Source organism: Streptomyces sp. NPDC048389, assembly GCF_040706335.1.
Lineage (GTDB): Bacteria > Actinomycetota > Actinomycetes > Streptomycetales > Streptomycetaceae > Streptomyces.
In genome coordinates, this window is sequence record NZ_JBEZKP010000005.1 from 87,120 (window position 1) to 112,620 (window position 25,501).

The 25,501-nt window shown below is 70.6% G+C and carries 28 protein-coding genes, 1 tRNA gene and 2 pseudogenes; 14 read left to right on the top strand and 17 right to left on the bottom strand.

Translation table 11 applies throughout. From position 1 onward, the window contains the following. Window positions 1-97 precede the first annotated feature (97 nt). From AB0903_RS05780 to AB0903_RS05835, 12 genes are all read left to right on the top strand, one after another. Window positions 98-496, top strand: a complete 399-nt coding sequence (locus AB0903_RS05780; protein WP_366699361.1) for an NADH-quinone oxidoreductase subunit A — start codon at window positions 98-100, stop codon at window positions 494-496. Further along, a complete protein-coding gene (locus tag AB0903_RS05785; RefSeq protein ID WP_366699363.1) occupies window positions 487-1,185 on the top strand; it encodes an NADH-quinone oxidoreductase subunit B family protein in 699 nt (232 codons plus the stop codon). The genes AB0903_RS05780 and AB0903_RS05785 overlap by 10 nt, the downstream gene beginning before the upstream one ends. Beyond that, window positions 1,182-2,522 carry an NADH-quinone oxidoreductase subunit C gene (locus tag AB0903_RS05790; RefSeq protein WP_366699364.1) on the top strand — a complete coding sequence of 447 codons (1,341 nt, stop codon included), beginning with the start codon at window positions 1,182-1,184 and terminating at the stop codon, window positions 2,520-2,522. The genes AB0903_RS05785 and AB0903_RS05790 overlap by 4 nt, the downstream gene beginning before the upstream one ends. Further along, the gene (locus tag AB0903_RS05795; protein ID WP_366699366.1) at window positions 2,519-3,484 is read left to right on the top strand and encodes a complex I subunit 1 family protein; all 966 of its coding nucleotides are present in this window, start codon (window positions 2,519-2,521) and stop codon (window positions 3,482-3,484) included. The genes AB0903_RS05790 and AB0903_RS05795 overlap by 4 nt, the downstream gene beginning before the upstream one ends. A gap of 2 nt (window positions 3,485-3,486) precedes the next feature. Continuing rightward, complete coding sequence (locus tag AB0903_RS05800) at window positions 3,487-4,182, top strand: NADH-quinone oxidoreductase subunit I (RefSeq protein ID WP_366699368.1); 696 nt, start codon at window positions 3,487-3,489, stop codon at window positions 4,180-4,182. Continuing rightward, on the top strand, window positions 4,179-4,772 hold the full coding sequence (locus AB0903_RS05805; protein ID WP_366699370.1) for an NADH-quinone oxidoreductase subunit J: 594 nt from the start codon (window positions 4,179-4,181) through the stop codon (window positions 4,770-4,772). Before AB0903_RS05800 ends, AB0903_RS05805 begins: the two co-directional genes overlap by 4 nt. Further along, the gene (nuoK, locus tag AB0903_RS05810) at window positions 4,772-5,155 is read left to right on the top strand and encodes an NADH-quinone oxidoreductase subunit NuoK (RefSeq protein WP_366699372.1); all 384 of its coding nucleotides are present in this window, start codon (window positions 4,772-4,774) and stop codon (window positions 5,153-5,155) included. The genes AB0903_RS05805 and nuoK overlap by 1 nt, the downstream gene beginning before the upstream one ends. Next, window positions 5,152-7,152 carry an NADH-quinone oxidoreductase subunit L gene (locus AB0903_RS05815; protein ID WP_366699374.1) on the top strand — a complete coding sequence of 667 codons (2,001 nt, stop codon included), beginning with the start codon at window positions 5,152-5,154 and terminating at the stop codon, window positions 7,150-7,152. The genes nuoK and AB0903_RS05815 overlap by 4 nt, the downstream gene beginning before the upstream one ends. A 27-nt stretch (window positions 7,153-7,179) precedes the next feature. Further along, complete coding sequence (locus AB0903_RS05820) at window positions 7,180-8,748, top strand: NADH-quinone oxidoreductase subunit M (protein WP_366699586.1); 1,569 nt, start codon at window positions 7,180-7,182, stop codon at window positions 8,746-8,748. After that, window positions 8,745-10,286, top strand: a complete 1,542-nt coding sequence (locus AB0903_RS05825) for an NADH-quinone oxidoreductase subunit N (protein ID WP_366699376.1) — start codon at window positions 8,745-8,747, stop codon at window positions 10,284-10,286. Before AB0903_RS05820 ends, AB0903_RS05825 begins: the two co-directional genes overlap by 4 nt. 183 nt (window positions 10,287-10,469) lie before the next feature. Continuing rightward, window positions 10,470-11,333 (top strand): zinc metalloprotease HtpX, encoded by an 864-nt coding sequence (gene htpX / locus AB0903_RS05830; protein ID WP_366699378.1) that lies wholly within the window; start codon window positions 10,470-10,472, stop codon window positions 11,331-11,333. Beyond that, on the top strand, window positions 11,330-11,722 hold the full coding sequence (locus tag AB0903_RS05835; RefSeq protein WP_366699380.1) for a YccF domain-containing protein: 393 nt from the start codon (window positions 11,330-11,332) through the stop codon (window positions 11,720-11,722). Before htpX ends, AB0903_RS05835 begins: the two co-directional genes overlap by 4 nt. Window positions 11,723-11,835: 113 nt before the next feature. On the opposite strand, the pseudogene AB0903_RS05840 reads toward AB0903_RS05835, so the two are convergent. Further along, window positions 11,836-12,174, bottom strand: a pseudogene (locus AB0903_RS05840) (amino acid permease); the annotation flags it as partial. A 220-nt stretch (window positions 12,175-12,394) separates the two neighbouring features. Here AB0903_RS05840 and AB0903_RS05845 point away from each other — a divergent pair. Next, on the top strand, window positions 12,395-12,664 hold the full coding sequence (locus AB0903_RS05845; RefSeq protein WP_366699382.1) for a GlsB/YeaQ/YmgE family stress response membrane protein: 270 nt from the start codon (window positions 12,395-12,397) through the stop codon (window positions 12,662-12,664). A gap of 121 nt (window positions 12,665-12,785) precedes the next feature. Here AB0903_RS05845 and AB0903_RS05850 read toward each other — a convergent pair. The 3 genes and pseudogenes from AB0903_RS05850 to AB0903_RS05860 form a co-directional block, all read right to left on the bottom strand. Further along, a pseudogene (locus tag AB0903_RS05850) lies at window positions 12,786-13,440 on the bottom strand (alpha-ketoglutarate-dependent dioxygenase AlkB). A 13-nt stretch (window positions 13,441-13,453) separates the two neighbouring features. Further along, window positions 13,454-13,960 (bottom strand): methylated-DNA--[protein]-cysteine S-methyltransferase, encoded by a 507-nt coding sequence (locus AB0903_RS05855; protein WP_366699384.1) that lies wholly within the window; start codon window positions 13,958-13,960, stop codon window positions 13,454-13,456. 265 nt (window positions 13,961-14,225) lie between these two features. Continuing rightward, window positions 14,226-14,714 carry a YajQ family cyclic di-GMP-binding protein gene (locus AB0903_RS05860; protein ID WP_366699386.1) on the bottom strand — a complete coding sequence of 163 codons (489 nt, stop codon included), beginning with the start codon at window positions 14,712-14,714 and terminating at the stop codon, window positions 14,226-14,228. A 194-nt stretch (window positions 14,715-14,908) separates the two neighbouring features. Here AB0903_RS05860 and AB0903_RS05865 point away from each other — a divergent pair. After that, window positions 14,909-14,990: transfer RNA gene (locus tag AB0903_RS05865), tRNA-Tyr, on the top strand. A 185-nt stretch (window positions 14,991-15,175) separates the two neighbouring features. On the opposite strand, the gene AB0903_RS05870 is transcribed toward AB0903_RS05865, so the two are convergent. The 13 genes from AB0903_RS05870 to AB0903_RS05930 all read right to left on the bottom strand — a co-directional run bounded on the left by AB0903_RS05870 (window position 15,176) and on the right by AB0903_RS05930 (window position 25,385). Further along, complete coding sequence (locus AB0903_RS05870) at window positions 15,176-16,546, bottom strand: site-specific integrase (protein WP_366699388.1); 1,371 nt, start codon at window positions 16,544-16,546, stop codon at window positions 15,176-15,178. Further along, window positions 16,543-16,749 carry a helix-turn-helix domain-containing protein gene (locus AB0903_RS05875; protein ID WP_366699390.1) on the bottom strand — a complete coding sequence of 69 codons (207 nt, stop codon included), beginning with the start codon at window positions 16,747-16,749 and terminating at the stop codon, window positions 16,543-16,545. The genes AB0903_RS05870 and AB0903_RS05875 overlap by 4 nt, the downstream gene beginning before the upstream one ends. Then, window positions 16,746-17,909: an AAA family ATPase gene (locus AB0903_RS05880; protein WP_366699392.1), complete on the bottom strand. Its 1,164-nt coding sequence runs from the start codon at window positions 17,907-17,909 to the stop codon at window positions 16,746-16,748. Before AB0903_RS05880 ends, AB0903_RS05875 begins: the two co-directional genes overlap by 4 nt. Beyond that, window positions 17,906-18,802: a bifunctional DNA primase/polymerase gene (locus tag AB0903_RS05885; protein WP_366699394.1), complete on the bottom strand. Its 897-nt coding sequence runs from the start codon at window positions 18,800-18,802 to the stop codon at window positions 17,906-17,908. The genes AB0903_RS05880 and AB0903_RS05885 overlap by 4 nt, the downstream gene beginning before the upstream one ends. 83 nt (window positions 18,803-18,885) lie before the next feature. Next, a complete protein-coding gene (locus tag AB0903_RS05890; protein WP_366699396.1) occupies window positions 18,886-19,359 on the bottom strand; it encodes a hypothetical protein in 474 nt (157 codons plus the stop codon). 2 nt (window positions 19,360-19,361) lie between these two features. Further along, complete coding sequence (locus tag AB0903_RS05895; RefSeq protein WP_366699398.1) at window positions 19,362-19,973, bottom strand: hypothetical protein; 612 nt, start codon at window positions 19,971-19,973, stop codon at window positions 19,362-19,364. An 11-nt stretch (window positions 19,974-19,984) separates the two neighbouring features. Then, the gene (locus AB0903_RS05900) at window positions 19,985-20,176 is read right to left on the bottom strand and encodes a hypothetical protein (protein ID WP_100109127.1); all 192 of its coding nucleotides are present in this window, start codon (window positions 20,174-20,176) and stop codon (window positions 19,985-19,987) included. Between the two features lie 160 nt (window positions 20,177-20,336). Then, a complete protein-coding gene (locus tag AB0903_RS05905) occupies window positions 20,337-20,588 on the bottom strand; it encodes a hypothetical protein (RefSeq protein WP_366699400.1) in 252 nt (83 codons plus the stop codon). Window positions 20,589-20,728: 140 nt separating this feature from the next. Further along, window positions 20,729-22,972: a cell division protein FtsK gene (locus AB0903_RS05910; protein ID WP_366699402.1), complete on the bottom strand. Its 2,244-nt coding sequence runs from the start codon at window positions 22,970-22,972 to the stop codon at window positions 20,729-20,731. Between the two features lie 76 nt (window positions 22,973-23,048). Further along, entirely contained in the window at window positions 23,049-23,435 is a 387-nt protein-coding gene (locus AB0903_RS05915) for an RRQRL motif-containing zinc-binding protein (RefSeq protein ID WP_366699403.1), read from the bottom strand. Continuing rightward, window positions 23,435-24,088, bottom strand: a complete 654-nt coding sequence (locus AB0903_RS05920; RefSeq protein WP_366699404.1) for a GGDEF domain-containing protein — start codon at window positions 24,086-24,088, stop codon at window positions 23,435-23,437. Before AB0903_RS05920 ends, AB0903_RS05915 begins: the two co-directional genes overlap by 1 nt. Continuing rightward, the gene (locus AB0903_RS05925; RefSeq protein ID WP_366699405.1) at window positions 24,085-25,092 is read right to left on the bottom strand and encodes a DUF2637 domain-containing protein; all 1,008 of its coding nucleotides are present in this window, start codon (window positions 25,090-25,092) and stop codon (window positions 24,085-24,087) included. Before AB0903_RS05925 ends, AB0903_RS05920 begins: the two co-directional genes overlap by 4 nt. Next, window positions 25,089-25,385, bottom strand: a complete 297-nt coding sequence (locus AB0903_RS05930; RefSeq protein ID WP_366699406.1) for a hypothetical protein — start codon at window positions 25,383-25,385, stop codon at window positions 25,089-25,091. Before AB0903_RS05930 ends, AB0903_RS05925 begins: the two co-directional genes overlap by 4 nt. Window positions 25,386-25,501: the final 116 nt, after the last annotated feature.

Sequence of the window (25,501 nt, forward strand, 5' to 3'; positions counted from 1 at the left end):
GCCCGATGCGCGACACGACTGCTTACGCTCTCTTTAGCAGGGCCTAGACTCCCGTGCGTACAGATCGTGCGACTGGTCAGGGAGCGAGGGGACGGACGTGCCGGATCCGACCGTGGTCGTGCTCGCGACCGAATACTTCCGTGGCTACTCCGTCATCGGGCTGCTCGCGGTGATCGGGGTACTGTTCGTCGCCGTCGCGTTCACCGCCGGACGGCTGCTGCGACCGGTCGCGCCGACGCCGGAGAAACTGCTCACGTACGAGTGCGGCGTCGACCCGGTGGGCGAGGGCTGGGCGCACACCCAGGTCCGCTACTACGTCTACGCCTTCCTCTACGTGATCTTCGCGATCGACTCGATCTTCCTCTTCCCGTGGGCGACGGTGTTCGCCGCCGACGGCTACGGCGCGACGACCCTCGTGGAGATGTTCATCTTCCTCGGCTTCCTGGCCGTGGGACTGCTCTACGCATGGAAGAAGGGGGTCCTGACATGGGCGTGACCCCGAACCCTCACCCCCACCCGGACTCGGTCCAGGTGCCGGCCCGGCCCCCGGAGCTCCTGCCGGAGCCGCGGCGACTGGGCGCGCTGGCGCGGCTGGCCCCCGAACCGATGAAGGTGGTCCTCAACTGGGGCCGCCGGTACAGCCTCTGGGTCTTCAACTTCGGACTCGCCTGCTGCGCCATCGAGTTCATCGCCGCGTCGATGGCCCGGCACGACTTCATCCGGCTCGGCGTGATTCCCTTCGCGCCGGGGCCGCGCCAGGCGGACCTGATGATCGTGTCCGGCACGGTGACGGACAAGATGGCTCCCGCGGTGAAGCGGCTGTACGAGCAGATGCCCGAGCCCAAGTACGTCATCTCGTTCGGGGCGTGCTCCAACTGCGGCGGCCCTTACTGGGACTCGTACTCCGTCACCAAGGGCGTCGACCAGGTCATCCCCGTCGACGTCTACGTCCCCGGCTGCCCGCCCCGGCCGGAGGCACTGCTCCAGGGCATCCTCAAGCTCCAGGAGAAGATCGCGCACGAGTCGCTGGGCGAGCGCTACGGGCACGGCGGCGATGCCGGCCAGGCTGCCGGCGCGCGCACGACGGCCACGAAGTCCACGACGTCCACAGCGGCATTGCAGAGCGGCCTCGTCGCACCGCCGCCGCCGCCGCCCGCCTCGCCCGGCACGGAGGGGGAGCGGTGAACACACACCCTTACGACACCCTTCCCGACGCCGTCACCGAGATCTTCGGCGAGGAAGCGACGGCCGAGCGGACGTACGAACTCCTCACGGTCGACGTCCCCGCCGGGTCCTGGATCGTGGCGCTGGAGACCGCCCGCGACAAGCTGGGCTGCACCTACTTCGACTGGCTCAGCGCCGTGGACGAGCCCGGCACCGGCTTCCGCGTGTGCGCGCACGTCGTGTCGCTGGAGGGCCGTGCGGTCCGGCGGCTGCTGGTCCGTACGACCGTTCCGCACGCCGCGCCTTCGCTGCCGTCGGCGGTGGACGTCTACGCGGGCGCGAGCTGGCACGAACGCGAGACGCACGAGATGTTCGGCGTCGACTTCACCGGTCATCCGAACCAGGCCCCGCTGTTGCTGCCGGAGAGCTTCGAGGGCCACCCGCTGCGCAAGGACTTCGTCCTGGCCGCACGGGTCGCCAAGGCGTGGCCGGGCGCGAAGGAGCCGGGCGAGTCCGAGCACGGCGGGCCCAAGCGCCGCCAGATGCTGCCGCCGGGCGTCCCGGACCCGAACGAGTGGGGCCCCCTCAAGGGGCAGCTCCCGCCCGCCCCGTCCCGGCCCGCGCGCGGGCGTGCAGGCGCGGCAGGCGCGGCAGGCGCCGGTGAACGACCGGCCCGCCGCACCCGCAGTGTCTCCGAAGGGTCGGCGAGCCAGTCTCCGGCGACCCCGCGCCGCTCCCGCAGCGCGAGCGAGGGTTCGGCCAGCCAGGCGGAGGCCGCCACCCCGCCCCCCGCTCCCCGCCGTTCCCGCAGCGCGAGCGAAGGGTCTGCGTCCCAGACCGAGGCCGCCACGCCGCCCGCGCCGACTGCGCCATCTGCTCCGTCCGGGCCGGCGGACGCGGCGGCCGGGCCGTCGGGCTCGACGGACGCGGGGCGGACGCAGGCGCGCCCGCGCAGCGCGGACGCACCGTGGCACCACGCCCGCCCCGCCTTCACCGACACCCCTCCCGGCTCCGCGGCCTCCACCGGTGAGACCCGCCCGGCAGAGCCCGGCGCCGAGGCCCCGGAACCGGACGCCCCCGCACCGGGCGACGCCCCCGGGCCGGGCGACGCCCCCGCACCCGGGGGGTCCGGACGGGGCGGGGCCCCCGGGCCCGAGGCCCCTGTGCCGGGCGACGCCCCCGCACCGGACGCCCCCGGGCCGGGCGACGCCCCCGGGCCGGACGACGTCACCGCACCGGACGACGCCCCCGCACCCGAGGGTGGCGCTCCACGACCAGAAACCACCCGGCCCGAGCCCGGGTCCGACGACGGACCCGGTGACGAGCCGAACCGACCCGCCGGAGGCGAGCCCGCGTGAACGACGTACTGGACGTCGCCCTCCGGCTCGTCGTGGTCTTCGCCGTGTTCCTCGTCTTCCCCCTGGTCATCGGGCAGACCGAGCACAAGGTGATGGCCCATATGCAGGGCCGCCTCGGCCCGATGTACGCCGGTGGGTTCCACGGCTGGGCCCAACTCGTCGCCGACGGCGTGAAGTTCGCACAGAAGGAGGACGTGGTCCCGGCCGAGGCCGACCGCCGCGTCTTCCAGCTCGCTCCCGCCGTCGCGCTGCTTCCCTACCTCCTTGTCCTCGTCGTGATCCCGATCGGCCCGAGCGAAGGCGCCGTCGGCCAGGTCATCGACGCCGGCATCTTCTTCGTGCTCGCCGTGATGGGCGTCGGTGTGCTCGGCTCCCTCATGGCGGGCTGGGCGTCGGCCAACAAGTTCTCCCTTCTGGGCGGCCTGCGCACCGCCGCCCAGCTGCTCGCGTACGAGCTGCCGATGCTGCTGACCGCCGCCTCCGTCGCCATGGCGGCCGGGACGGTTTCGCTGCCCGGCATCCTGAACGCCTTCGAGTGGTGGTGGCTGCCCTGGCAGATCGTGGGCGCCGTCGTCTTCTTCGTCGCCGGCCTCGCCGAACTGCAGCGCCCGCCGTTCGACATGCCCGTCGCCGACTCCGAGATCATCTTCGGCGCGTACACCGAGTACACGGGGCTGCGCTTCGCGCTCTTCCTCCTCGCCGAGTACGCGGGCATCGTCGTGCTGTGCGGCCTCACCACCGTCCTCTTCCTCGGCGGCTGGCACGGCCCGTTCGGCGCGGACGGCCTCGGCTGGATGTGGACCCTGCTCAAGACCGCTGTGCTGGCCTTCCTCATCATCTGGTTGCGGGTGACGTATCCCCGGATGCGCGAGGACCAGCTGCAGAAGCTCGCCTGGACCGTTCTCATCCCGCTCGCCCTCGCCCAGATCGCCCTCACCGGCGTCGTCAAGGTGGTGATCTAGCCGTGTCCCCGATCCCAGGGTCCGGTCTCGCCAAGGGCCTGGCCGTCACCCTGCGCACGATGACGAAGAAGACCGTCACCGCCCAGTACCCCGACGTCCAGCCCCACCTCCCGCCCCGCTCGCGCGGTGTGATCGGCCTGTTCGAGGAGAACTGCACGGTCTGCATGCTCTGCGCCCGCGAGTGTCCCGACTGGTGCATCTACATCGACTCCCACAAGGAGACCGTGCCGCCGGCGGCACCCGGTGGCCGCGAACGCAGCCGCAACGTCCTCGACCGGTTCGCCATCGACTTCTCCCTCTGCATGTACTGCGGTATCTGCATCGAGGTGTGTCCTTTCGACGCGCTCTTCTGGTCACCCGAGTTCGAGTACGCGGAGACGGACATCCGCGATCTCACCCATGAGCGGGACAAGCTCCGCGAGTGGATGTGGACCGTGCCCGCGCCGCCCGCGCTGGACCCGGGCGCGGAGGAACCGAAGGAGCTGGGCGCGGCTCGCAAGACGGCGGACAAGCTGGCTGCCGCTCAGGCGGCGGGAAGCGCTCCGCAGGCGGAGAGCACCCCGCCGGTCGGCAGTGAGCCGCCGACCGCCGGAAGCCCTGCGCCCGACGGCGGTCCGAAGCCCGGAAGCAGCCCTGCGCCCGACAGCGGTCCCGGGGACACGGGCGGCCCGGTATCGGGACAGGGAGGTCAGGGATGACGCTCGCCGCAGCCGCGACGCACGGCTTCCTCTCGCCGACCGGAGTCGAGATCGCCTTCGTCCTCGTGGGCATCGCGACCCTCGGCGCGGCCGTGATCACGGTCACGACCAGGCAACTGGTGCATGCCGCGCTCTGGCTGGTCGTGGCCCTCGGTGGCCTCGCCGTCGAGTACCTCCTGCTCACCGCGGAGTTCATCGCGTGGGTGCAGGTCCTCATCTACGTCGGTTCCGTGGTCGTCCTCCTTCTGTTCGGTCTGATGCTCACCAAGGCGCCCATCGGCCGCTCCCCGGAGGCCGATTCGGGCAACCGGTGGGTCGCCCTCGCGGTGGCGGCGGCGGCCGCGGCTTCCCTGGTGTGGGTGGTCGTCGACGCCTTCCGCACCGCCTGGATCGACCTGGAGGGGCCCGCCCAGGGCTCGACCAAGGTCGCCGGTGAAATCCTCTTCCGGCACTGGGTGCTGCCGTTCGAGGCACTGTCCGTGCTGCTGCTCGCCGCCCTCATCGGCGCGATCGTGCTGTCCCGCAGGGACAAGGACGAGCCGGTCCGGGACCGGTCGGCCGACCGGCCGTCCCGAGAGGGGAACCGCTGATGCACCTCGCCTATCCCGCAGTGCTCGCCGCGCTCCTCTTCAGCGTCGGGCTGTACGGGGTGCTGGCCCGCCGCAACGCGATCCTCGTCCTGATGTCGGTCGAGCTGATGCTCAACGCCGTCAACCTCAACCTGGTCGCCTTCGACGTCTGGCTGCGTGACACCCTGCACGCCGGGCAGGCGCTCACCCTCTTCGTGATCGCCGTCGCCGCCGCGGAGATCGGTATCGGCCTGGCGATCGTGCTCATGGTGTACCGCAACCGCGGCAGCTCGGATGTCGACCGTCTCCGCGACACCGCGGAAACGGGACAAGGATCCGACGGCCCCGACCACGGCAACGACGCATCCGCAGACCACGAGGAGAAGGCCGAGGCCACCACGTGACCACCGCGACCCTCGCCGTCCTCGTACCCCTCCTTCCGTTCCTGGGCGCCGTGGCCGGGCTGCTGCTCGGTCGCACCGCACCCGGTTTCGTCCGTCCGCTGGCCGTGCTGCCGACGCTGGCCGCGGCCGTGCTCGCCGTCCTCGTCGCCGTGCGCCAGGGCGGCGGCAAGGCGATCGACGCCGCCACACAACTCACCCCGACGGGCTCGGTCCCGATCGATCTCGCGCTTCATCTCGACGGTTTCGCGGTCCTCACCGCGATCCTGGTCGGGGTCGTCGCCTCCTGTGTGCAGATCTACTCGACGGGGTACCTGCGGGACGACCCGCGCTACCCCTCGTACGCCGCGCTGGTCTCGCTGTTCACCTCCGCCATGCTGCTCGTCGTCTACTCCGGCGACCTGATGGTGCTGCTGGTCGGCTGGGAGATCATGGGCATCTGCTCGTACTTCCTGGTCGGCCACTACTGGGAGACGCCCGAGGCCCGCGCCGCCTCCCTCAAGGCATTCCTGGTCACCAAGCTCGGCGATGTCCCCTTTCTGATCGGTCTGTTCGCGCTCGCGGCCGACGCGGGCACCTTCCGGATCACCGGGATCCTGGGCGCAGTCGCCGCCGACGCCATCGAGCACCCCACCCTCATCGCGCTCCTGCTCCTCGCCGGTGTGGCGGGCAAGTCGGCCCAGTTCCCGCTGCACACCTGGCTGCCCGACGCGATGGCGGGCCCGACCCCCGTCTCCGCGCTGATCCACGCCGCGACCATGGTCGCGGCCGGAATCTACTTCGTGGCCCGGCTCCTTCCTCTCTTCTCGGCCTCTGTGGCCGCCATGACCGTGCTCGCCGTGATGGCGGCCGTGACGATGGTGGGCTCGGCGCTCGCCGCCCTCGCGCAGGACGACATCAAACGGGTCCTCGCCTACTCGACCATCGGGCAGCTCGGCTACATGTCCGGCGCCCTGGCGGTCGGAGACCGCGGCGCCGCCGTCTTCCACCTCCTGTCCCACGGTGCGTTCAAGGCGCTGCTCTTCCTCGCCGCCGGCGTGATCATCCATGCCGCCGGCACCAACTCGCTCGCCGCCATGTCCCGTATGAGCGGCCTCGCCAAACGCGTCCCCGACGCGTACTGGACGATGACCGTCGCCCTGCTGGCGCTGGCCGCGATCCCTCCCTTCGCCGGCTTCTTCTCCAAGGAAGCCGTCCTCGTGGCCGCCGAGCACACCGCTCTCGGCGACTCGGCCGTCGCCCCCGCGGCGGCCGGTTGGTTCGTTCTCGTCGCCGCGCTGCTGACCGCCCTGCTGACCGCGGCCTACGCGATCCGGCTGTGGCTGCTGGCCTTCCGCGGCCGGGGCACCGAGGCCCCGGACCACGGCCGCCAGCCGCTCTCCATGACCACCGTGCTGTGGGTCCTCGCCCTCCCTTCGCTCGCCTTCGGACTGACCGCCGGCCGTCTGCCCCGCTGGTTCGACGGCCACGAGCTCACCCCGACCGTGACCACCGCCGTCCTGGGCACCGGTGTGGCCCTCGTCGGCGGGCTGGTCACCTACGCGGCATGGCGGCACTCCACCGCGGTCGCCGCCCGTCCCCCGATCGGTGCCGTCGCCGCCCACCCGGCAGCCGAACCGGCAGTCTCCGAGGCGGAAGCCATCGCCACCCACGTCCCCGCCTACGGCGGCATCGCGGTCGCCCCCGACCCGGCCGACCCCGCTCGGCTGCTGCTCGGCCCGCTCCACCGGCACGCGGCAGCGGGCTTCCACGTCGACGCCCTCTACACGGCCCTGTTCGTCCGTCCCGTCCGGGCAGGCGCCCAACTCGTCCGTTTCCTGGACCGCGAGGTCGTCGACGCCTACGTACGCGGCTCCGGCACCGGCACGCGCTGGCTCGGCACGGCCGTCCGGCGGGCCCAGACCGGGAACGTCCAGACCTATCTGAGTGTGCTGCTCGCCGGATCGGTCGTCCTGGCGATCGCCGCCGTCGTCCTTTCCAACGTCAACGCCGGATCGTGAGCCGTGATCGATATCAGCGCGTCCGTGATGCAGTTCCTTCTCGCGTTCGCCGTCGTCGGCCCGCTCATCGGGGCTGCCGCCGCCCTGCTGCCCGCCCCTCCCGGGCTGCGCGGCAGCGGCCCCGACCAGGCGGTCCTGCGCCACGGTGTGACCGTGACCGGCGCGGTCCTGCTGGCCGTGGTGGTCCTCGCACTCGGCTTCGACCATGACCGGCCGTCGACGATGCAGGCCACGACGGACATCAGCTGGATCCCGGCACTCGACGTGCGGATCCACCTCGGCATCGACGGCATCTCGCTCCCCCTTCTGGTCCTTACGGCGCTGCTGACCTTCCTCTGCGCGCTCTACAGCTACTTCAACATGCCCACGGGCCCGTCCCCGAAGGGCTTCGTGGCGCTGCTGCTCGTCCTCGAGTCCGGCACTCTGGCCACCTTCGCCGTCCTCGACCTGCTGCTGTTCTTCCTGGCCTTCGAGATGGTGCTCATCCCGATGTACTTCCTCATCGCCCGCTGGGGCGGCGAGGCAAGGCAGCCGGCCGCCTGGAAGTTCATCCTCTACACACTGCTCGGTTCCGTGGTCATGCTGCTCGGCCTCCTGCTCATCGGGCTGACGGCCGGCACATTCGACATGGTGGCACTCGCCACTGACAACGGCCGGGGGCTGACTGCATCCGTGCAGGTCATCGCCGTTCTGGCGATCGGTCTCGGCCTTGCGGTGAAGACGCCGATGTGGCCCCTGCACACCTGGCTGCCCGATGCCCACACCGCCGCGCCGACCGTCGGCTCGGTCCTCCTCGCCGGCGTGCTGCTGAAGATGGGTACATACGGATTCGTCCGTATCGTCCTGCCGATTGCGCCCGACGGTATGCGGACCTTCGCGCCCTACCTCGCCGCCTTCGCCGTCGTCGGCATCATCTACGGCTCCCTCGCCTGCCTCGCCCTCGCCCGCCGTGGCGCGGGCGGTGACCTGAAACGTCTGATCGCCTACTCGTCCGTCGGCCACATGGGGTTCGTGCTCCTCGGCATCGCGACCATGACACCGACCGGTGTGAACGGCGCCCTCTTCGCCAACATCGCCCACGGTCTCATCACCGGCCTGCTGTTCTTCCTGGTCGGAGCGGTCAAGGACCGCTACGGCACCGCGGATCTCGACACCCTCGCAGGTGCCACGGGAGCCGCGCTGTACGGCCGCGCCCCGCGCCTCGGCGGGCTGCTCGCCTTCGCGGCGGTCGCCTCGCTCGGATTGCCGGGGCTCGCCGGTTTCTGGGGCGAGATGCTCGCCCTGTTCGGGGCGTTCGACCCGGCCGCCGGGCTCAGCCGGCCGGCGTTCCTCACGTTCATGGCGATCGGCGCCTTCGGCACCCTGCTCACGGCCGCGTATCTCCTCGTCGTCGTGCGCCGTGTGTGCATGGGTGCCCGGGTTCAGCCGGGTCCTGACGAGCAGCGCCCCGAGCCGTTCGCCGACGTCCGTGCGTACGAGTTCGCCGCCTGGACCCCGCTGGTGGCGCTCACCGTCATCGCCGGGCTGTGGCCCGCGGTCCTCCTCGGCCTCACCGATCCGGCCGTGCAGAAGCTCCTCGCAGGAGGCAAGTCGTGACCGTGGCAGCCGAGAGCGTCACCAGCCTCGTCCAGTCCGTCGACTGGGCGGCGATCGCGCCGCCCACGATCGTCGCGGCCGCCGCCCTGGTCTGCCTCGTGGCCGACCTCTTCCTCGACGACCGGCGCAAGCCCCTGCTCGGGGCGGTCGCCATCACCGGGCTCCTCGCCTCCGTCGTCGCGCTCGTACCGCTGCGCCAGGGCGACCGTTCGACGTTCTGTCTGACCGGCAATCCGGAGGTCTGCAGCTACACCGCCGACCACTTCACACTGGTGATCCAGTTCTTGGTGCTCGGCGGGGCGCTGCTGACCGCGCTGCTGTCTCTCACCGACACCCGGGACAAGCTTCCGGCGGGCGAGTTCTGGTTCCTGCTGCTGTCGTCGGCGGCTGGTGCGGCGCTGCTGCCCGCCTCCCGCGACCTCGCCACCCTCGTCGTCGCTCTCGAAGTCGCTTCCCTGCCTGCCTTCGCACTGGTGGGCCTGAGGCGTGGCGACCGGCTCTCCAGCGAATCCGCCCTCAAGTTCTTCCTCTCATCCGTCACTGCGACGGCCGTGACACTCCTCGGTGTCAGCTTCGTGTACGCCGCGACGGGCACGCTCCACCTCACACAGATCGCCGCCGGCCTCGAGGACGTGCCCGGCCAGCTGGACACGCTCGCCAAGGCGGGCGTCGCGCTGACCCTCGTCGGCTTCGCCTTCAAAACGGCGGCGGTTCCCTTCCACTTCTGGGTGCCCGACACGTACGTGGGCGCGCCCCTGCCGATCGCGGGCTACCTCTCCGTCGTCGGGAAGGCCGTCGGGTTCACGGGTCTCATCCTGGTGACCGTCATCGCGTTCCCCGGATACGCCGACATCTGGGGTCCCGCGCTCGCGGTACTGGCGGCCCTCACCATGACCGCCGGCAACGTCGCCGCGCTGCGTCAGTCCGCGGACCGCGCGTACAGCGCCGTACGCCTGCTGGCCTGGTCCTCCGTGGGCCAGGCCGGATATCTGCTGGTGCCGATCGCGGCCGCCGCGTACTCGAGTGACGACCAGATCGGCGCCACCGTCGCGTACGCCCTGATGTACGCCGTCGTGAACCTGGGCGCCTTCGCCGTGGCCTCCGTGGTGGCCCGTACCCGTCCGCTGAACCGGATCTCCGACTACCGCGGGCTGTACGCGACCCGTCCTCTCACCGCCCTGGCCCTCAGCTTCTTCCTGCTCTGCCTCGCCGGGCTGCCTCCGGGCATCATCGGTCTCTTCGCCAAGGTGATGGTGTTCTCCGCCGCCGTGGACGCGGGTCTCGGCTGGCTGGCGGTCGTCATGGGCGTCAACGTCGTGATCGCCCTCTACTACTACCTGAAGTGGACGGCGGTCCTCTTCCGCGCCCCGCACGCGGCGGAGGCACGGGAGCCCGTCCCGACGGAAGCGGTCGAGCCCGCCCGCAGGCGTGTCCCCGCCCCGGTGACCGCAGCCGTGGTCCTGACCGCCGTCGCCGGCGTCGTCCTGTCCGGCTACCCCCAATTGGTCCTGCGCTTCGCCGCGAACAGCCTGTTCTGAGCGGCGGGGCCGAAGACCGGGGGAGCCGACGCCCGAAGGCTCACCCGAGCGGCCGTGCCGGGGCCCGGGCGTGCAAGGGAACCAGTGTCCTTCGCCTGGCGTTGACCAGTACAGAAGGGTCCACTGAAGAGTGGAGCACCACCACGCCAAGGGTCCCCTGCCGCACCATTTGGAGGGCGTACCGTGCACCGCCGGCACAATGGGCTGAAGACCGCCGTACTCCTCGGGGGACTGTCCGCACTGATCCTCGTCATCGGCAGCTTCTTCGGCCGGACGGGACTGCTCGTCGCGCTCGTCGTGGCCCTCGGCACCAACGCGTACGCCTACTGGAACAGCGACAAGCTGGCCCTTCGCGCCATGCGCGCCCGCCCGGTCAGCGAGTTCGAGGCCCCGGCGCTGTACCGCACGGTCCGTGAGCTCTCCACGGCTGCCCGCCAGCCCATGCCGCGCCTCTACATCTCGCCCACCCAGGCACCCAACGCGTTCGCGACCGGCCGCAATCCGCGCAACGCGGCGGTCTGCTGCACCGAGGGCATCCTCCGGATCCTCGACGAGCGTGAGTTGCGCGGTGTCATCGGCCACGAACTGAGCCATGTCTACAACCGCGACATCCTCATCTCGTCGGTAGCCGGCGCCCTCGCCTCCGTGGTGATGTTCATGGTGAACTTCGCCTGGCTGATCCCCATCGGCCGCTCGGACGACGACGACGGGCCCGGCCTCGTCGGTATGCTGCTGATCATGCTCCTCGGTCCGTTGGCTGCCTCCGTCATCCAACTCGCCGTCAGCCGCTCCAGGGAGTACGAGGCGGACGCGTCCGGTTCCCAGCTGACCGGCGACCCACTGGCACTGGCCAGCGCTCTCCGTAAACTCGACGCCGGTACGAAACAGCTCCCGCTGCCCCCGGAGCCGCGGCTCGAGACGGCGAGCCACATGATGATCGCCAACCCGTTCGGTCCCGGCCGCGGGCTCTCCAAGATGTTCTCCACCCATCCGCCCATGGCGGAACGAATCGCCCGACTCGAGCAGATGGCAGGTCCTCGTCCGTGAAGACAATTCTGAACGTCATATGGCTGGTTCTGAGCGGCTTCTGGCTGTTCCTGGGATACCTGCTGGCAGGAGTGATTCTCTGCATCACCGTCATCGGCATCCCGTTCGGCCTGGCGTCGTTCAGGATCGGTGTCTACGCCCTCTGGCCGTTCGGCTACACGACGGTGGAGCGCCGTGACTCCGGTGCCCCCTCGCTGGTGGGCAACGTTCTGTGGGTGGTCCTCGCCGGCTGGTGGCTCGCGCTCGGCCACATCGTCACGGGCATCGCTCTCTGCTTCACGATCATCGGCATCCCCTTCGGTATCGCCAACTTCAAGCTGATCCCGGTCTCGCTGATGCCGCTGGGCAAGGAGATCGTCCGTACGGACCAGCCGTTCGCCGCGCGCTGACGTACCCGACGACACGTCTACGTCCCACCCCCTGACGGGTCGGGCCTGGTTGCCGAGCGGTCCGGCCATCACGCCCGTCGGCGCCGAGTCGGTCCGGCGGCGCCTGACGCGGGTCAGCGGCCGCGACGGTGTATCCGCGTCGCGTACACCGCCGCACCCAGCGCCAGCACGCCTGCACCGACGAGTACGGACGACAGCGGCAGCGAGAACGCCAAGGCCAGGCGCCCCGCCATCCCGAAGCCGACCGTCACCTTCACGGTCCGCGACACCCGAACGGGTGTATCGCCCCGCGGTCCGGAACTCTGCGTCCAGGCGGAAGCGTTGGCGATTGTGTACTACACGAGCACTCCGAACGACGAGAAGCCGATCGCCTCGCGCAGGTCCACGGTCGCCGCCACCACCGCGACGACGGCCCCCACAGCGACCTCCGCGCGGTGCGGCACCTGGGCCCGAGCAGCAGACCGGATCCGGCTGCCTTCGCCGTCGGCCCCAGGGGCGGCGGTGAAGATCCCGGCTCCGATCATCGACCCAGACCGATCACCACCGCGTCCGGGACCCCGAGCGATCGTCGCAACTCCCGTGTCATGTGCCGCAGCCTACTGATCACCGCAACCACGGCCGGGCTGGGTAGCGTCTTGGACAACAACACCGTACGAAGGGCAGGTTCACGGCATGACCATCATCGGCTGGATCGTTCTCGGGCTGCTGGCCGGGGCCATAGCCAAGATCCTGCTGCCCGGGCGCGACCCGGGCGGTCTGGTCGGCACCACTCTCATCGGCGTCGCCGGTGCGTTCCTCGGCGGCTGGATATCCGCCCGCTACCTGGACCGCGAGATCGCCAACCAGTTCTACGACGGCCCGACATGGATCGCGGCCATCGGTGGCGCGCTCGTCCTGCTCATCGGCTACCGGATCCTGTTCGGCCACTCCCGCTCGCGCTGACCCCGCAGCGCCGCGCCCCGCAGCCCGCGCCCCGCAGTGGCGCCCCGCGGCGTCGACCGGGCCGAGTCAGGCCCGACCGGGCCGAACCGAGTCAGGCCCCGGCCGACCCGCGGCGAGAGGGTCAGCCCGCCAGCCCGGTCTCCCGCAGCGTGATGTTCAGTCGACCGCCGCTCATCCCGCTCGCGGGGTCGCCGGTTCCGGGAAGCACCTTCATCACGCCGTGATACGCGAAGCGGGAGGCGCCACCGAATACGAACAGATCGCCGGACGCCAGCTCCACATCCCTGTACGGGCGGCCCCTGGTCTCCGCGTTGTCGAAGCGGAACACACAGGAGTCGCCAATGCTCAAGGAGACGACCGGTGCTGAGGACCGCTCGTCCCTGTCCTGGTGCATCCCCATCCGGGCCGCGCCGTCATAGAAGTTGATCAATGCGGTGTCGGGGGCGTACCCCTGATGTTCCCCGTACGCCTCGATCAGCGCCTCGCGTCCCAGTTCCGCCAGCCACTCGGGAAACCCGGCGACCGGCGCGCCGTTCACATCGTCCGCCGTACGGGAGTATCCGTACGGCCGCCAGTGCCAGCCCACGCAGACCGTCCGCACCGACATCACACCGCCGCCGGGCAGTACCGTGTGCCGGATCGGTACCGGCCCGCGTGCCCATGCACGGCAGGCGACCACCAGCTCACGCCGACGCTCGCCCGGCAGCCAGCCGGGCACATGCACGGTCCCCCGGGGAGACGACGGCCCGCTCCCGGGGGAACAGCGCTCCGCTCATGTGACCGAATCCGTCACGGCACCAGCACCCCCTCCAGCCCGAGGAGCCGTGCTTTGGACTCCAGCCCGCCCGCGTACCCCCGCAGCGCACCGTCCGCGCCGATCACCCGGTGGCAGGGCCGCACGACGAGCAGCGGATTGCGCCCGATCGCCGTCCCTACGGCCCGCACCCCCACCGCGGAGGTGCCGACGGCCTCGGCGATCTCCCGGTAGGTCGTCGTCCGCCCGTAGGGAACGTCATCGACCGCCTTCCAGACGCCGCGCTGGAATGCGGTGCCGGCGTCGGCGTACTCGATGTCGAAACGGGTCAGTCGTCCCGCGAAGTACGCCGTCAACTGGCGTCCGATCTCCTCGAAGGCCCCGGGATCGCGTCGCCAGCCGTCCTGGACGACTGCCCCGCCCTTCTGCCCGGGCAGTGACAGCGAGGCCAGCGCCGTGCCGCCCGTCGCCGTGGCCGATGCCCGGCCGACCAGCAGCAGCTCGCCGAGCGGGCTGTCGACCGTCTCGTACACACTCGTCATGGCTCACGTGCTCCTTGCGGTGTTCGGCACTGTTCCGGCACCGGGACGTCGCGTCCGCGCCGCTCCTGCAAGTCTGCGACTCCGGGCCCCGCCTGGGCTGGCGGAATTCGGACATCACCGCCGGTCACGGGCCGGCCCCCGCCCCGGCCTGCCCCCGGCCCCCGCCCCGGCCTGCCCCCGGCTCCCGCACCGCCGGAAGCACGGGAACGGGGGCGGAGCGGACCAGCCGCTCCGCCCCCGGTAGCCCCCGGCGCGCCCGCAGACGTCAGCGGTAATTCACGAACTGCAGCGCGAAGTCGAAGTCCTGCCCCTTGAGCAGTGCCTGGACGGCCTGCAGATCGTCGCGGCTCTTCGAGCTGACGCGCAGCTCGTCGCCCTGTACCTGCGCCTTGACGCCCTTCGGGCCCTCGTCGCGGATGATCTTCGCCACCTTCTTGGCGTTCTCCTGCGAGATGCCCTCCTCGATCGAGGCGAAGATCTTGTACTCCTTGCCGGAGAGCTGAGGCTCGCCGGTGTCCAGCGCCTTCAGCGAGATGCCGCGCTTCACCAGCTTGGTCTGGAAGACGTCCAGGATCGCGTTGACGCGGTCCTCGGAGTTCGCCTGCATCAGGATCTTCTCGCCGGACCAGGAGATCGAGGCACCGACGTTCTTGAAGTCGTAGCGCTGGGAGATCTCCTTGGCGGCCTGGTTGAGGGCGTTGTCGACCTCCTGCCGCTCGACCTTCGAGACGATGTCGAAACTGGAGTCGGCCATGTCCTGTGGCTCCTTGTATCGGGTGCGTGGAGGCGCGGCCGGGACATCCCGAGCCGCTCGGCCAAGCCTAGCCACCCCCGCCCGCCCGGGGTGCTGATCAATCCGGTGGCGAAGCACCCGCGCACATCAGGTATCGTTTACGTCGTTGCCACGGAGCACCGCCCACGGCGGTTCCTCCATCGGCGACATCCCATGGCGGTGTGCCCGAGTGGCCAATGGGAGCGGACTGTAAATCCGTCGGCTTAGCCTACCCAGGTTCGAATCCTGGCGCCGCCACGCGATAGATACGGCCCCTGATCTGCGGAAACGCGATCAGGGGCCGTTCTGTGTAAGTGGGACAACGGCAGCGCACTGTCTCGCTCTGTCTCGTTCTCACACACTCTCTACCAGCTGTTGTGGACGAGACGTGGACGGGATCTCAGCGGCTCACCTGCGGTTATGGACGATGTGAGCCGGAGCCGTCAGGACGGGCCGCCCGTCCGCAGTCGGGCAGAAATCTTGGCATTGGCCGCCTCGTCCCCGCCCTTAAGGAACTTGGCGTACACCCGGAACAGCACCGCGACGCTGTGGCCGGCGCGCTCGGCTACGAGCTGCGGCTCCACCCCGGAGCTGAGCCATGTGGAGACAGCTGCGTGGCGAAGGTCATAGGGTCGCTTAGCGAGCCTCGAAGCCAGCTCGCCAGGGGCGAGCACGTCCGCGCGTGCGCGGCCCCAGACCTCGCCGTAGCCGCTTTCCTGCACCATCCCACCGCGGGCCGTGCGGAACAGTCGACCGTCGGGCGCCGTGCCGAACTGGATGACGTGCCAGCGCAGCAGGGCCACCAGCTCCGGCGGTATCGGCACGTACCGAACCGCCTTGCGTGACCGGTGCTTCAACCCTCGCTGGTCGTGAGCCTCACCGCTGTCCGTCCAGGCCGTGCCCGAGCGCGCTCGGCTCTCGTTCAGCCGCAGCATGCCCCAGCCTCGCCGTGGCAGTTCGCAGTCCCGCAGCTTGAGCCCGACCGTCTCGCCGGGGCGAGACGCGGCGTAGTAGATGCAGCCGAAGAACGCTTCCAGGTGACGTCCTCGGGTTCCCTGCGCCCGGACGCCGGCCAAGAGGGCGGCGGCGTGCGCCGGGTCCGGAACGCACGCGGGGTCCACCTCCTCTTCCACTCGCTCAGGGGCCTTCCAGCGGACTGACGGAATGGGATTCTCGGTCAGCAGCTCGGCATCAACGGCGAGGCTCAGCGCTTGGTGGAAGATGGCCCGCTTCCGCGCGATGACCGTTCCGGCCGCAGCCTTGCCATCGAGCCTCCGCGCGCAGGCGTCCAAGGCTTTGCGGACGAGCAACCGGTCGGAGAGGGACGACGTCGGAACCGACTTTCGCTCGATCCAAGCGAGGATGCTTTTCACGTCGGCCGGCAGTTCCTCGTCCCACCGCTTGACGTTGAACGCCCAGCTGTAGAGCGCCCGTCGGACCGTCCTGTGATCGGCCATGCCCTTGGTGTCCTTCACCAGGGCGAGCGTGACCGTGGCCATCGCCTCGGCGAGATTCCTTCGGGTCGCGGCGGGGGAGTGGTCCCACTTCGATTCCACGTAGTTCCGGGCGTGCTGGTACCAGGAGATGTCCCGTTCCTTCTGCACCATCGACTTGGGTAGCCCGCTGGCCACGTCGAACGGCTCTCCCGCGCGGGTCGCCGTGATGAGCTGCGCGCGACGGCTCTCGGCGAGACCGGAGGTCAGGAAGGACTCGGAGTGGGGACGTGTACCCACCTGCCACCGAAGCTGGAACGGCTTGCGGTAAGGGCGCTTGCGGATGCCCCAGATCCGCACGGTGTAGCTCCACTCGGTCACGCGATCTCCAGTTCTTCCAGAAAAGCGTCCAGCACGCTGCGACGCACGCGCAGATGGCCGTTGGGCAGTCGGCGGACCTCCGGGCCGTAGCCGCGGTTGCGCCAGCGGTACCAGGTCGCGCGAGTGATGCCGATCTCGTTCAGTACGTCGGTGAGCGGCAGCCACTCATCGGTGGGCCTGCGGCGGCGGGTGGCGGTCGTCATCGGGGCTCCTCGTCGGTGACTGCGGAACCGGACAGCCCGGACAGCTCGATTTCCGACTGTCCGGGTCGTTCTCCCAGCTCAGATGGAGCAACCGGACAGTCGGACAGCTGGGACACCCCTTGAGATGCCTGTGTCCGGGTGTCGGTGTCGGGGTAGTAGCGGCCGCTGCCGTCCTTCGCCAGCTGCCCATCGGCCGCCATGCGGGAGCACGTCCGGCGAACTGTGTCGGCATCGGCGTGGGGAATCGCTTCGGCGATGTCTTTCGGCTTCGTGCCGGGGTTGGCTCGGACGTGCTTGAGGATCGCGGCGCGGGTGTCTCCGATGGTGTGGTCGGAGGCGGGGCCGTCGAGCAGGTGCCAGGCGCCGGAGGCTTCTTGGAACTGGAGCGCGTATTCGGCTTCGTTCACGTCGCGTCCGGTGACGTGCAGGATGCCGTCGGCCTGTCCTCGGGCGCGCTTGAGGACGAGGGTGGCGTCTGCGGCTCCGGCGATGCCGTTGGTGCCGGAGACTTCGGTGAGGAAGTCCTCGGAGGCCATCTTGCGGACGTGGTGCACGAGGACGACGGCGATGCCGTAGTGGTCCGCGAGTCGCTTGGCGTAGCTGACGGAGACGTAATCCGCGTCGTAGGCGGACACGCCTTGTGGGGCTTGGCCGCGCATCTTGGCGAACACGTCGATGACGACCATGCGGGCGTCCGGGTTGCGGTCCAGCCACTGCGCGATGGCTTCCACCCCACCCTGGGGGAAGGGTGGGCACTCGGTCACGAGGGTCAGCCCGGCCGGCGCCTTCTGTCCCCCGAGCAGCTTGCCCATGCGGGTCTGCAACCGGCGCGGGGTGTCCTCCAGGGCGAGGTAGAGCACCGGTCCGCCCTGTACCGGTACGGAGTCGAACGCCTGGCCTCCGGCGGCGACTGCGAGCCCGAGTCCGAGGGACAGCCAGGACTTGCCCACCTTCGGAGGACCGGCGAGCAGGCTCACGCCTTCGGCGAGGATGCCCGGCACGGCCCATTTCGGCTCGGGAAAGTGCGCGGCCATGAGCTGGTCCGCAGTCCACGCTGTCCGCGGTCGCTCCCGCTTCGGCGCTGCCTCTGGCGCCGTCTGCGAGTCGCTGGGGACGGAGTACAGGTGCAGCGGCGGAATCGGGTTCGAGGACGCGCTCATGCCGCCACCGTTCTCGGCCGCTTCGCTCCGGCCCGCAGCCCGGAAGCGACGGTGCGGCGTGCTTCCCGCTCGCCCAGGCCCACTTGAAGAGCGCCGGTGCGCAGCCACTCGGTCACCTCGTGCTCGCCCAGCTCGCCCCCAGCCACGAGCTGCCCGAGCGCGACGGACGCGATGTAGAGGGCCCTGTTCCGCTCGCCTTCCTGAGCGTGGCCGACGCGCTGCAGCTCGTCGTTGACTGCGGCGCGGAGCCACTTGCCGCGGCGGCCGGCGGGGAGCGCGACGGCGATGGGCGTCTGCGGTGGCAGCGGCGCGGGACGCAGAAGTTCGGCGAGCCACTGCGGGAGCGGGGCGGGGGGTGCCTGCCGCACGGTCTCGTACGGGTGACCGCCGAAGGTGCTGCCCGACGCGACGACGTAGCCGCCCTGCGCGCGGGTGTCGATCTTCCAGCCGAGGCCGTTGCCCTTGTCGCCGCTGGTGTTCCGCAGGGGCTCGCCCTCGGGCGCGGTGAAGTACAGGTGGATGCCACCGCTCCAGGTCCGCACGGTGAACGTGTCGTCCGGGAAGGGCTGGCCGTGGCGCTCGCAGAGGACTGCGAGGACATCAGCGCCGTCGGCGACGCCGGGCAGGGCCCACGCGGTCGGCGGGGTGTCGTCCGCTCCCTTGGGCTGGTCGAGGTCGACAACGACCAGCCGGGACGGGCCGGTGGCGATGCCGATGTTGTACGAGGCGTGGGCCCAGCACCGGGCGATGCGCGCAGGGTCGATGGTGGAGCGTGTCTCCCAGTCAGTGATGGCGGGGCGCTTGTCGCCGGGCCGGAGTGGGAAGACGCGCCAGCCGCGTGCGGCGGCGTCCAGCGCGGCGTGGGGCAGCGCGAGGCGTTCGGCTTGAGGCATCCTGGGGTCTCCTGTTTCTTCGAAGGGGCAGGAAGCCGAGGCGGGCGCGGTCTTGTGGTGAGAGGCGCCCGCCTCGGGCGTAGCTACTGGGTCTTGGCCCAGTGGGCGTACTGCTGGCGGACGTAGGCGCGCGGGTCGTCGGCGTCGTGAGCGCCGTCCAGGTCGATCAGGCGGCGGGCCGCGTCGGTGGCCAGGAGCCCCGCGTCGCTGTCCATGCCCACGGCCTCGTCGGCGAGGGTGATGCGGTCCAGGAGCGCGGCCTTGCGGAGCCAGTACTCGCGGTCCGACGGCGTGAAGGAGGGGCGGGTGCGGGCAGCGTTGGCGGTCCAGCCGATCTCGCTGGTGATGCCGGGCGCGAGCGTGTACGCCTCTTCCGGCGTCGGCCACACCGGCTCGGGGCCGGCGTCGGTGCCGTGGTCGGCCGAGACGTACAGCCGGGCGCGGTCCCCGTCGCGGGTGGCGTACTGGCGCACCGGGCCGGTGGTGAACGCTGCGGCGAGTGTCTTGGTCACGCGGTCGGTGTCGTCCGGGTCGCAGATGACGCGGATCTCGAACATGGTCAGTTCTCCTTCGATGTGGTGTGTGTGGTGGGGAGTTGGGGAAGCCCGGCGTCGTTGACGGCGAGGGGGTCGAAGCCGGGGAGCATGGCGCGGGCGGTCATGGCTTCGGCGAGCGCGGTGGCGTAGGCGGCGCCCTCGCGGGCCACCTCGATCTGTGTGCGCGATCGCATGGCTTCGATGCGCTCGGTGTGGCTGTGGTCCTCGCGCTTCTCGCTCATGTGCCGCTCGTGCGCGAGGGTGTCGCGGCGGTCGGTGCGCCAGTAGCGGGCGGCGAGCCCGTACGCGACGGCGGTGGCGAGCGCCCACAGCAGCAGCGGGAGCGAGAGGCCGTCCGCGTATCCGGCGACCCCGGCGAGGGCGAGTCCGCCGGATGCGGCGAAGCACGTTCCGGCGAGGATGCCGTCACCGGAGCGACCGACCGATGCGCAGGCGCCGGCTGCCGCGGCTCCGGTGGCGAGGACGACCATCAGCGTGGCGTTGCCGACGGAGTGTTCGGCACCGTTGGCGTTCCAGATCCTGCCGAGGATGAGGACGGTGGATGTGGCGATGGCCGGGGCCACCTTGGGGGCGATGACGGCGAGCGGGTGGCGGACGAGGATGGGCTGGTGCATCGCGGGCTCCCTCAGTTGATCTGCTGGATGGCGTCGATGACAGCGGTGGTGAGCTGGGAGATGGGCCCGGCCGCGCCGGTGGAGGCGAGGAAGAACCCGAACGCTGCGGCGACGAACGCGGAGCCGTAGCCGAGGGTCTTGGAGCGGAGCAGGAAGAACAGGACGAGCCCGAACAGGGCGACGAGCGAGACCGTGACGGCCATGCGGAAACTCCTTTGACGGTGGGTCGATGACGCGGGATAGGGTGCGGGCACCGCGGGTGCCGGCAAGCTCGCGGTCTTCGGCCGACGGTGCGCCCACCTAGCTCCTGCTCGGAGCGGGGTACGTCTCATGACGGGCACCGTCGGCCCTTCGTGTCTGGGGTCAGCGGGTGCCTTCGCGGTACAGGCGCTGGGCGCGGTTGAAGATCCAGCGGCCGATGCGTATGCGGCGGCCGGTGGCCTTGCAGCGGTGGCAGTTCTTGCCGCGCTTGAGCTGTCCTTTGCGGTCCGTCTTCATCTCGAAGCCGAAGCCGCGGCACTTGCGGCAGGGTCCGAACGGCGCGGCCGCACACATAGCGCCGTAACCGAGCGTGATGACGAACAGGCAGGCGACAGCAAGGGCGATGGGGGTCATCGGGGCCCTCCTGGGGCGGTTTCCGGTGTTTACGCAGGTGGGGTGCTATCCACTAGATCGCTGATGAGACCAGGTTTGGATCGCTAGCGGGGGTGCTACCGGTAGCAGGCGAACCTGCTACCGGTAGCGGCTCGACGGGGCTATGCGGCGCCCCGGTTTTGGTCACGCTCCGCAATCGTTTTGGTGAGGTCGGCGCGGACGATGCCGCGGCGGGTGGTGCGGGCTCCGTCGTCCGTGGTGCCGGCGACGTCTCGGGTCTTGATACCGTGCGGCTTGAGCGCGGAGGTGACGTTCTCGCCCTTCCAACCGCCGTAGACCTCCGGCCGCAGCTCAGCGAGCCGCGCGGCGATCCGCTCGTTCCACACCCGCTCTTCCGTCTCGGGGACGACGGCGGCGATGTCTGCGAGCAGGTCGTAGGACGGACCCTTGACCGCGTCGGTGTCCTCTCCGAGCGCGTGGCCGGACAGGGTGCCTTCGGCCTTGCGCAGGGCAAGGGCGCGCTGGGCGATGGCGTTGGTTGCCGGGTCGTCCAGGTAGGCGGTGCGCACCACGACCGGGAGGGTGGTGGCGCCCTTGAGGTAGCCGTTTCCGGCGTCGATCTCGGGCCGGAACTGGGTGGCGCGGACGCCGTTCTTGTAGGCGCTGGTGCCGAGGATCATGTCGTTCTCGGTCTGGCCTGCGACTTTGAGTGCGAAGCGGATGGACACGTTGCCGCTGACACCGGTGGGCAGCGAGTCCTTGTCAGGGCGCTGCGTGGCCAGGACCAGGCTCACTCCGAGGGCGCGGCCGAGCTTGATGATGAACTCGGCATCCTCGCCGGCCTGCTTGCCGTAGGTGCCGTGGGCGAACAGGTTCTGACACTCGTCGAACACGGCGAGCAGCGGCCACAGCTTGAGCGAGCGCTTGTCGGCGATCTGCCGGGTGACCCGCTTGTCCGGGCACAGGTCCCGCGGCAGCTGCTTGATCGCCTTGGCACGGCGCATGACCTCCTCGCGCAGCAGCTTGAGCGAGTCGGCCGCGTACTTCACCGACTCGTCATCGATGCCGGAGACGAACCGGTGCGAGACGCATTCGAGGGAGTCGAGGTCACCGGTGCCCTTGTTCTCGTGCAGCCACAGCTCCACCGACGGGTCCAGTGCCGCGCCGCAGGCGAGGACGCGCACGGAGCTGGTCTTGCCCTGGCCGGGCAGGGAGCCGATGAGCACGTTGTGCTGGATCAGGGGCACCGCCTGCGCCCGGCCGCGCGGGTCCAGGCCGAACGGGATGCGCTTGAACACGTCGTGCCGCGCGGCGTTGGCGAGCTGCCACTTGACGATGCCGGTCTTGGACAGGTCCCGGTCGCCGACCCACAGGATGAGTCGTCCCTCGTGCTCGTTCGGGTCGGCGTCCGGCCACACGCACCCGAGCGGTCGACGCAGACCGGAAGCGAGGCGGGCACGGCGGTCGGCGACGTCCGCGACCGTGACGCCCAGCGGCAGGTCGATGTCCGCGCGCCAGCCGGGCCCCTCGCGGGTGATCGGGGCGGCGAACTTGATGCCGTCCTGCCCCTTCGCAACCGCAGAGGCGATCTGCCCGATCCCGATCGACGCCATGGCCTTGACCACGATGTCGCTCGTGAGTTTCTGCACCTCGGTCTTGATGACCGCCCGCGTCGACAGCGGCGCGTCCGCCGGCGCCCCCATCCAGCCGAACCCGAGCACCGCCGCGACGGCGGCGATGATCTGCGTCAACGGCTGCGCGCCATAGACGAGGTAGAGCACACCGACCAGGGCGCCGATCCCGCCCACGGCTGTGAGCAGCATGCGGAGTCGGACCCGACGGTCACGCTGCTTGGACAGCTTCAGGTACAGCTCGGAGTTCTCCCGCCGTGCCTCGGCCTGGCGCAGCGGCTCGCCCTCCGAGTCCACGGCCCAGCGGCCGACCTTGCCGAGGGTGTTCACCACGCCGCGCGGGGCCCGCACGATCAGCTTGGGGGCGTAGAGGAACGGCACCCGTACCGCGTGGAAGGCGAGGGTGTGGCCGACGTGCCCGGCGATCCACCCGGCAGCGTCCTTGAACTCCGCGCCCGACTTCATCCACACCGGGATGACATCCAGACGCTTGGAGCCCTTGATCCGATCCAGCAGACCCGGACCCGACTCGGTCGGCACCATCACATCGACCCGAACCGTCTCCGAGTCGGCCGACGCGTCGGGCAGCGGGTTGCCCGACCCGGCGGGGCGGGAATCGGCGGACGCGTCGGGCGACCGGTCGGCGCTCGGGTCGGCCGACTCCTTCCGGGCGGATCGGGCCTTGCCGAGGTCGACCACATCCGCGCCGGAGTCGGTGCTCATCTCGGCTTCGAGTCGGTTGAAGAGTTCGTTCTCGTCGTCGGGGTGCTTCACTGACAGTTCCTTCCAAGGGAGGGTGGGCCCGGTCGGCGCTGTGAGAGGTGGGCGGCCGGGCCCGTTGACTGTTGGTTCAGGCGGCGCGCTGTTCTTCGGGGTAGGCGCAGGGGACGCACATGCCGAGTGAGGTCGGGATGACGTATCCGGCGTCTGTCTGGCAGGCGGGGCAGGTGCGTCGGGCTTGCATCGCCTTGGCGAGCGCGGCCGACTTCCCCGTGGTCATGGGCCGGACGGGCTTGGCCCGGTCGATGCGGTACAGGTAGGCGACCAGCACGCCGTTCTTGCGGTGGCGGGAGCGGCGCATCACCTGCGCGGCGATCGGCTGTCCGCCGGGGCGTAGGCCGCGGGCGCGGAGCTGGCGGCGGGTGGCGTAGCCGTCGGGGGCAAACTTCCACGGGAAGGTCGGTATCCCCCATGTCACGCCGGACGGGTCGTAGCACTTGCCGAACGCGGGGGACATCAGGCGGCCATCCCGACCGGCGGGCCGTCGATACGGCCGCCGCCGCAGCGTCCGGAGCGGTGACCGGCCACCGTGGCGAACAGCCGCCCCAGCCCGGCCCGCCGGATGCCGGCCCTGGCTTGCTTGGCCGCGTACATGGCCTCATCCGCGCGTCCGAGCAGTCGGGACAGGTCATCGCTGGGATGGTCGGCGGCGCGGACCCAGCCGAGCGAGACCGTGGCGTGCACGTTCGGTGCCTGGCCGTCGACGGGGCGGGCGAGCACGCCGTGCAGCACCGCCAGCAGGTCGGCCGCAGTGCCGTTGCGGTCGATGACCACGGCGGCGAACTCGTCGCCCCCGAGCCGCCCGACCACGCCATCGGTGCCGACGTAGTGGGCGAGCCGCTGCGCTGTCGCCTTGAGCAGCGCGTCCCCGGCCGCGTGGCCGTACCGGTCGTTGATCTGCTTGAAGTGGTCGACGTCGGCGAGGACGACCACCGCCCGCTCATCGCGCAGCAGCGCGGTCGCGCGGTGGGTGAACCCCTCACGGGTCCGCAGCCCGGTCAGCGGGTCGCGGCGGGCGGTGCGTAGACGGTGGCGCAGCCAGAGCACGTGCATCGCCCAACCTGCCGACACAGGCGCGGCAGTGGCCAGGGCGGTTAAGAGGGTGCTCATGCCGCCGCCCCCTCGCTGTCGTCGCTGTCCTCGGTGGTGTCGGCGTCGACGGTGTGCAGGCGCCGGCCGTCGGCCCGCTCGTTCAACAGCGCGTCCCGCAGCACACGGGAGTTGGCTGCAGAGCAGTGGAGCGTGGTCCGGATCGCCTCAGCGTTGATCGCGTCATCCGACCAATCGGCCGTGACCTCGCGTGCTTCGGCCAGCAGCTCCGCCGCGGTGCGCTGCCCCTTGCCCGGCTTCGCCTTGGCTTTGGTGGTGCGCTTGCGCGGCGACTTCGGCGCCTCCCGCTCCGGCGGGGGGGAAGGCTCGGGGGTGGGCTCCTCGGGCGCCGGTTCCTCGCCAGCGGGGGTGAGCTCCCCGAGCTTGAGGAGCACGCGCTCGCGGCGCGGGGTGCGCGTACGCCAGCGGCGGCCGTGCCGCTCCCGTAGATCCGCACGGGCGAGCTGCCGCTCGCGCTCCCGATCGAGAGCGTCGGCGTAGGAGGTGATCTCCCACAGCGTCATCCGCCGCCACAGGGCGAACGTCGACAGCGGGGCCAGCAGCCATCGCGAGGCACGGATCTTGTCCATCCGCCGACCGGTCGCAGCTCCGATCCGCACCGCGTAGATGTGGGCGCCGATCTCGGAGAACACCACCCACAGCAGCGGCATCGTGCCGTGAGCCACCTTCGCCCACGCCCCCGGCCCGGAGGCGACGTTCAGCCCGCAGGTCACCAGCGTCAGGAACCAGGGCACGAACCGGACCCAGGCAAGGGCCATGTCCATCCGGATCAACAGCAGATTGGCCACGGTGAACACCGGGATCGCCACGTCGATACCGACGGGAAGCATCCACGGCTCACCGAACCCCCACCGGAGCGCGGCGGCCGACACGGCGTCGAACGATGAGATCAACCCCAGCGCGCCGACACCGGCCGCGGCGAGTGCGCCCACACCGGCAAGGCCCATCTCCGGACGCGTCAGCGGCGGCACCGTCGGGCGCACCGTCTCGGTCGCGGTGGTCATGCCGCCACCCCGTTCCGGCCCGGCCGGCGGCGAGCCGCCTTCGACGCGGGCAGCGGGACGACGTTGAACAGCTCCGGCGCGAACGCCTCGATCGCCTCGGCGGCGACCCGGCTCACGTCGTCCGGCAGGTTCGGGTTGTCGGCGAGGATGTCGCGGGCCGCGTCCAGGCGGGCCGCGCGCTCCATCTCGCTCTCGCCCTCCACCCCGAGCCACAGCTCAACCGGAGTGCCAAGGGCGAGTTCGATGAAATCGGTGTCGCTGACGACCTGATGGCCGCCGATGAATGTCCGCATGGTGCTCTCCTGAATCGAAGGGGCAGGAAAGCCGGGCGGTCGTGGCGCTTTGGTGAGAGACGACCGGCCCGGTCGGGAGACGAACCTCCGGCTCCCCTCAGCCCTGCTCGTTCGGG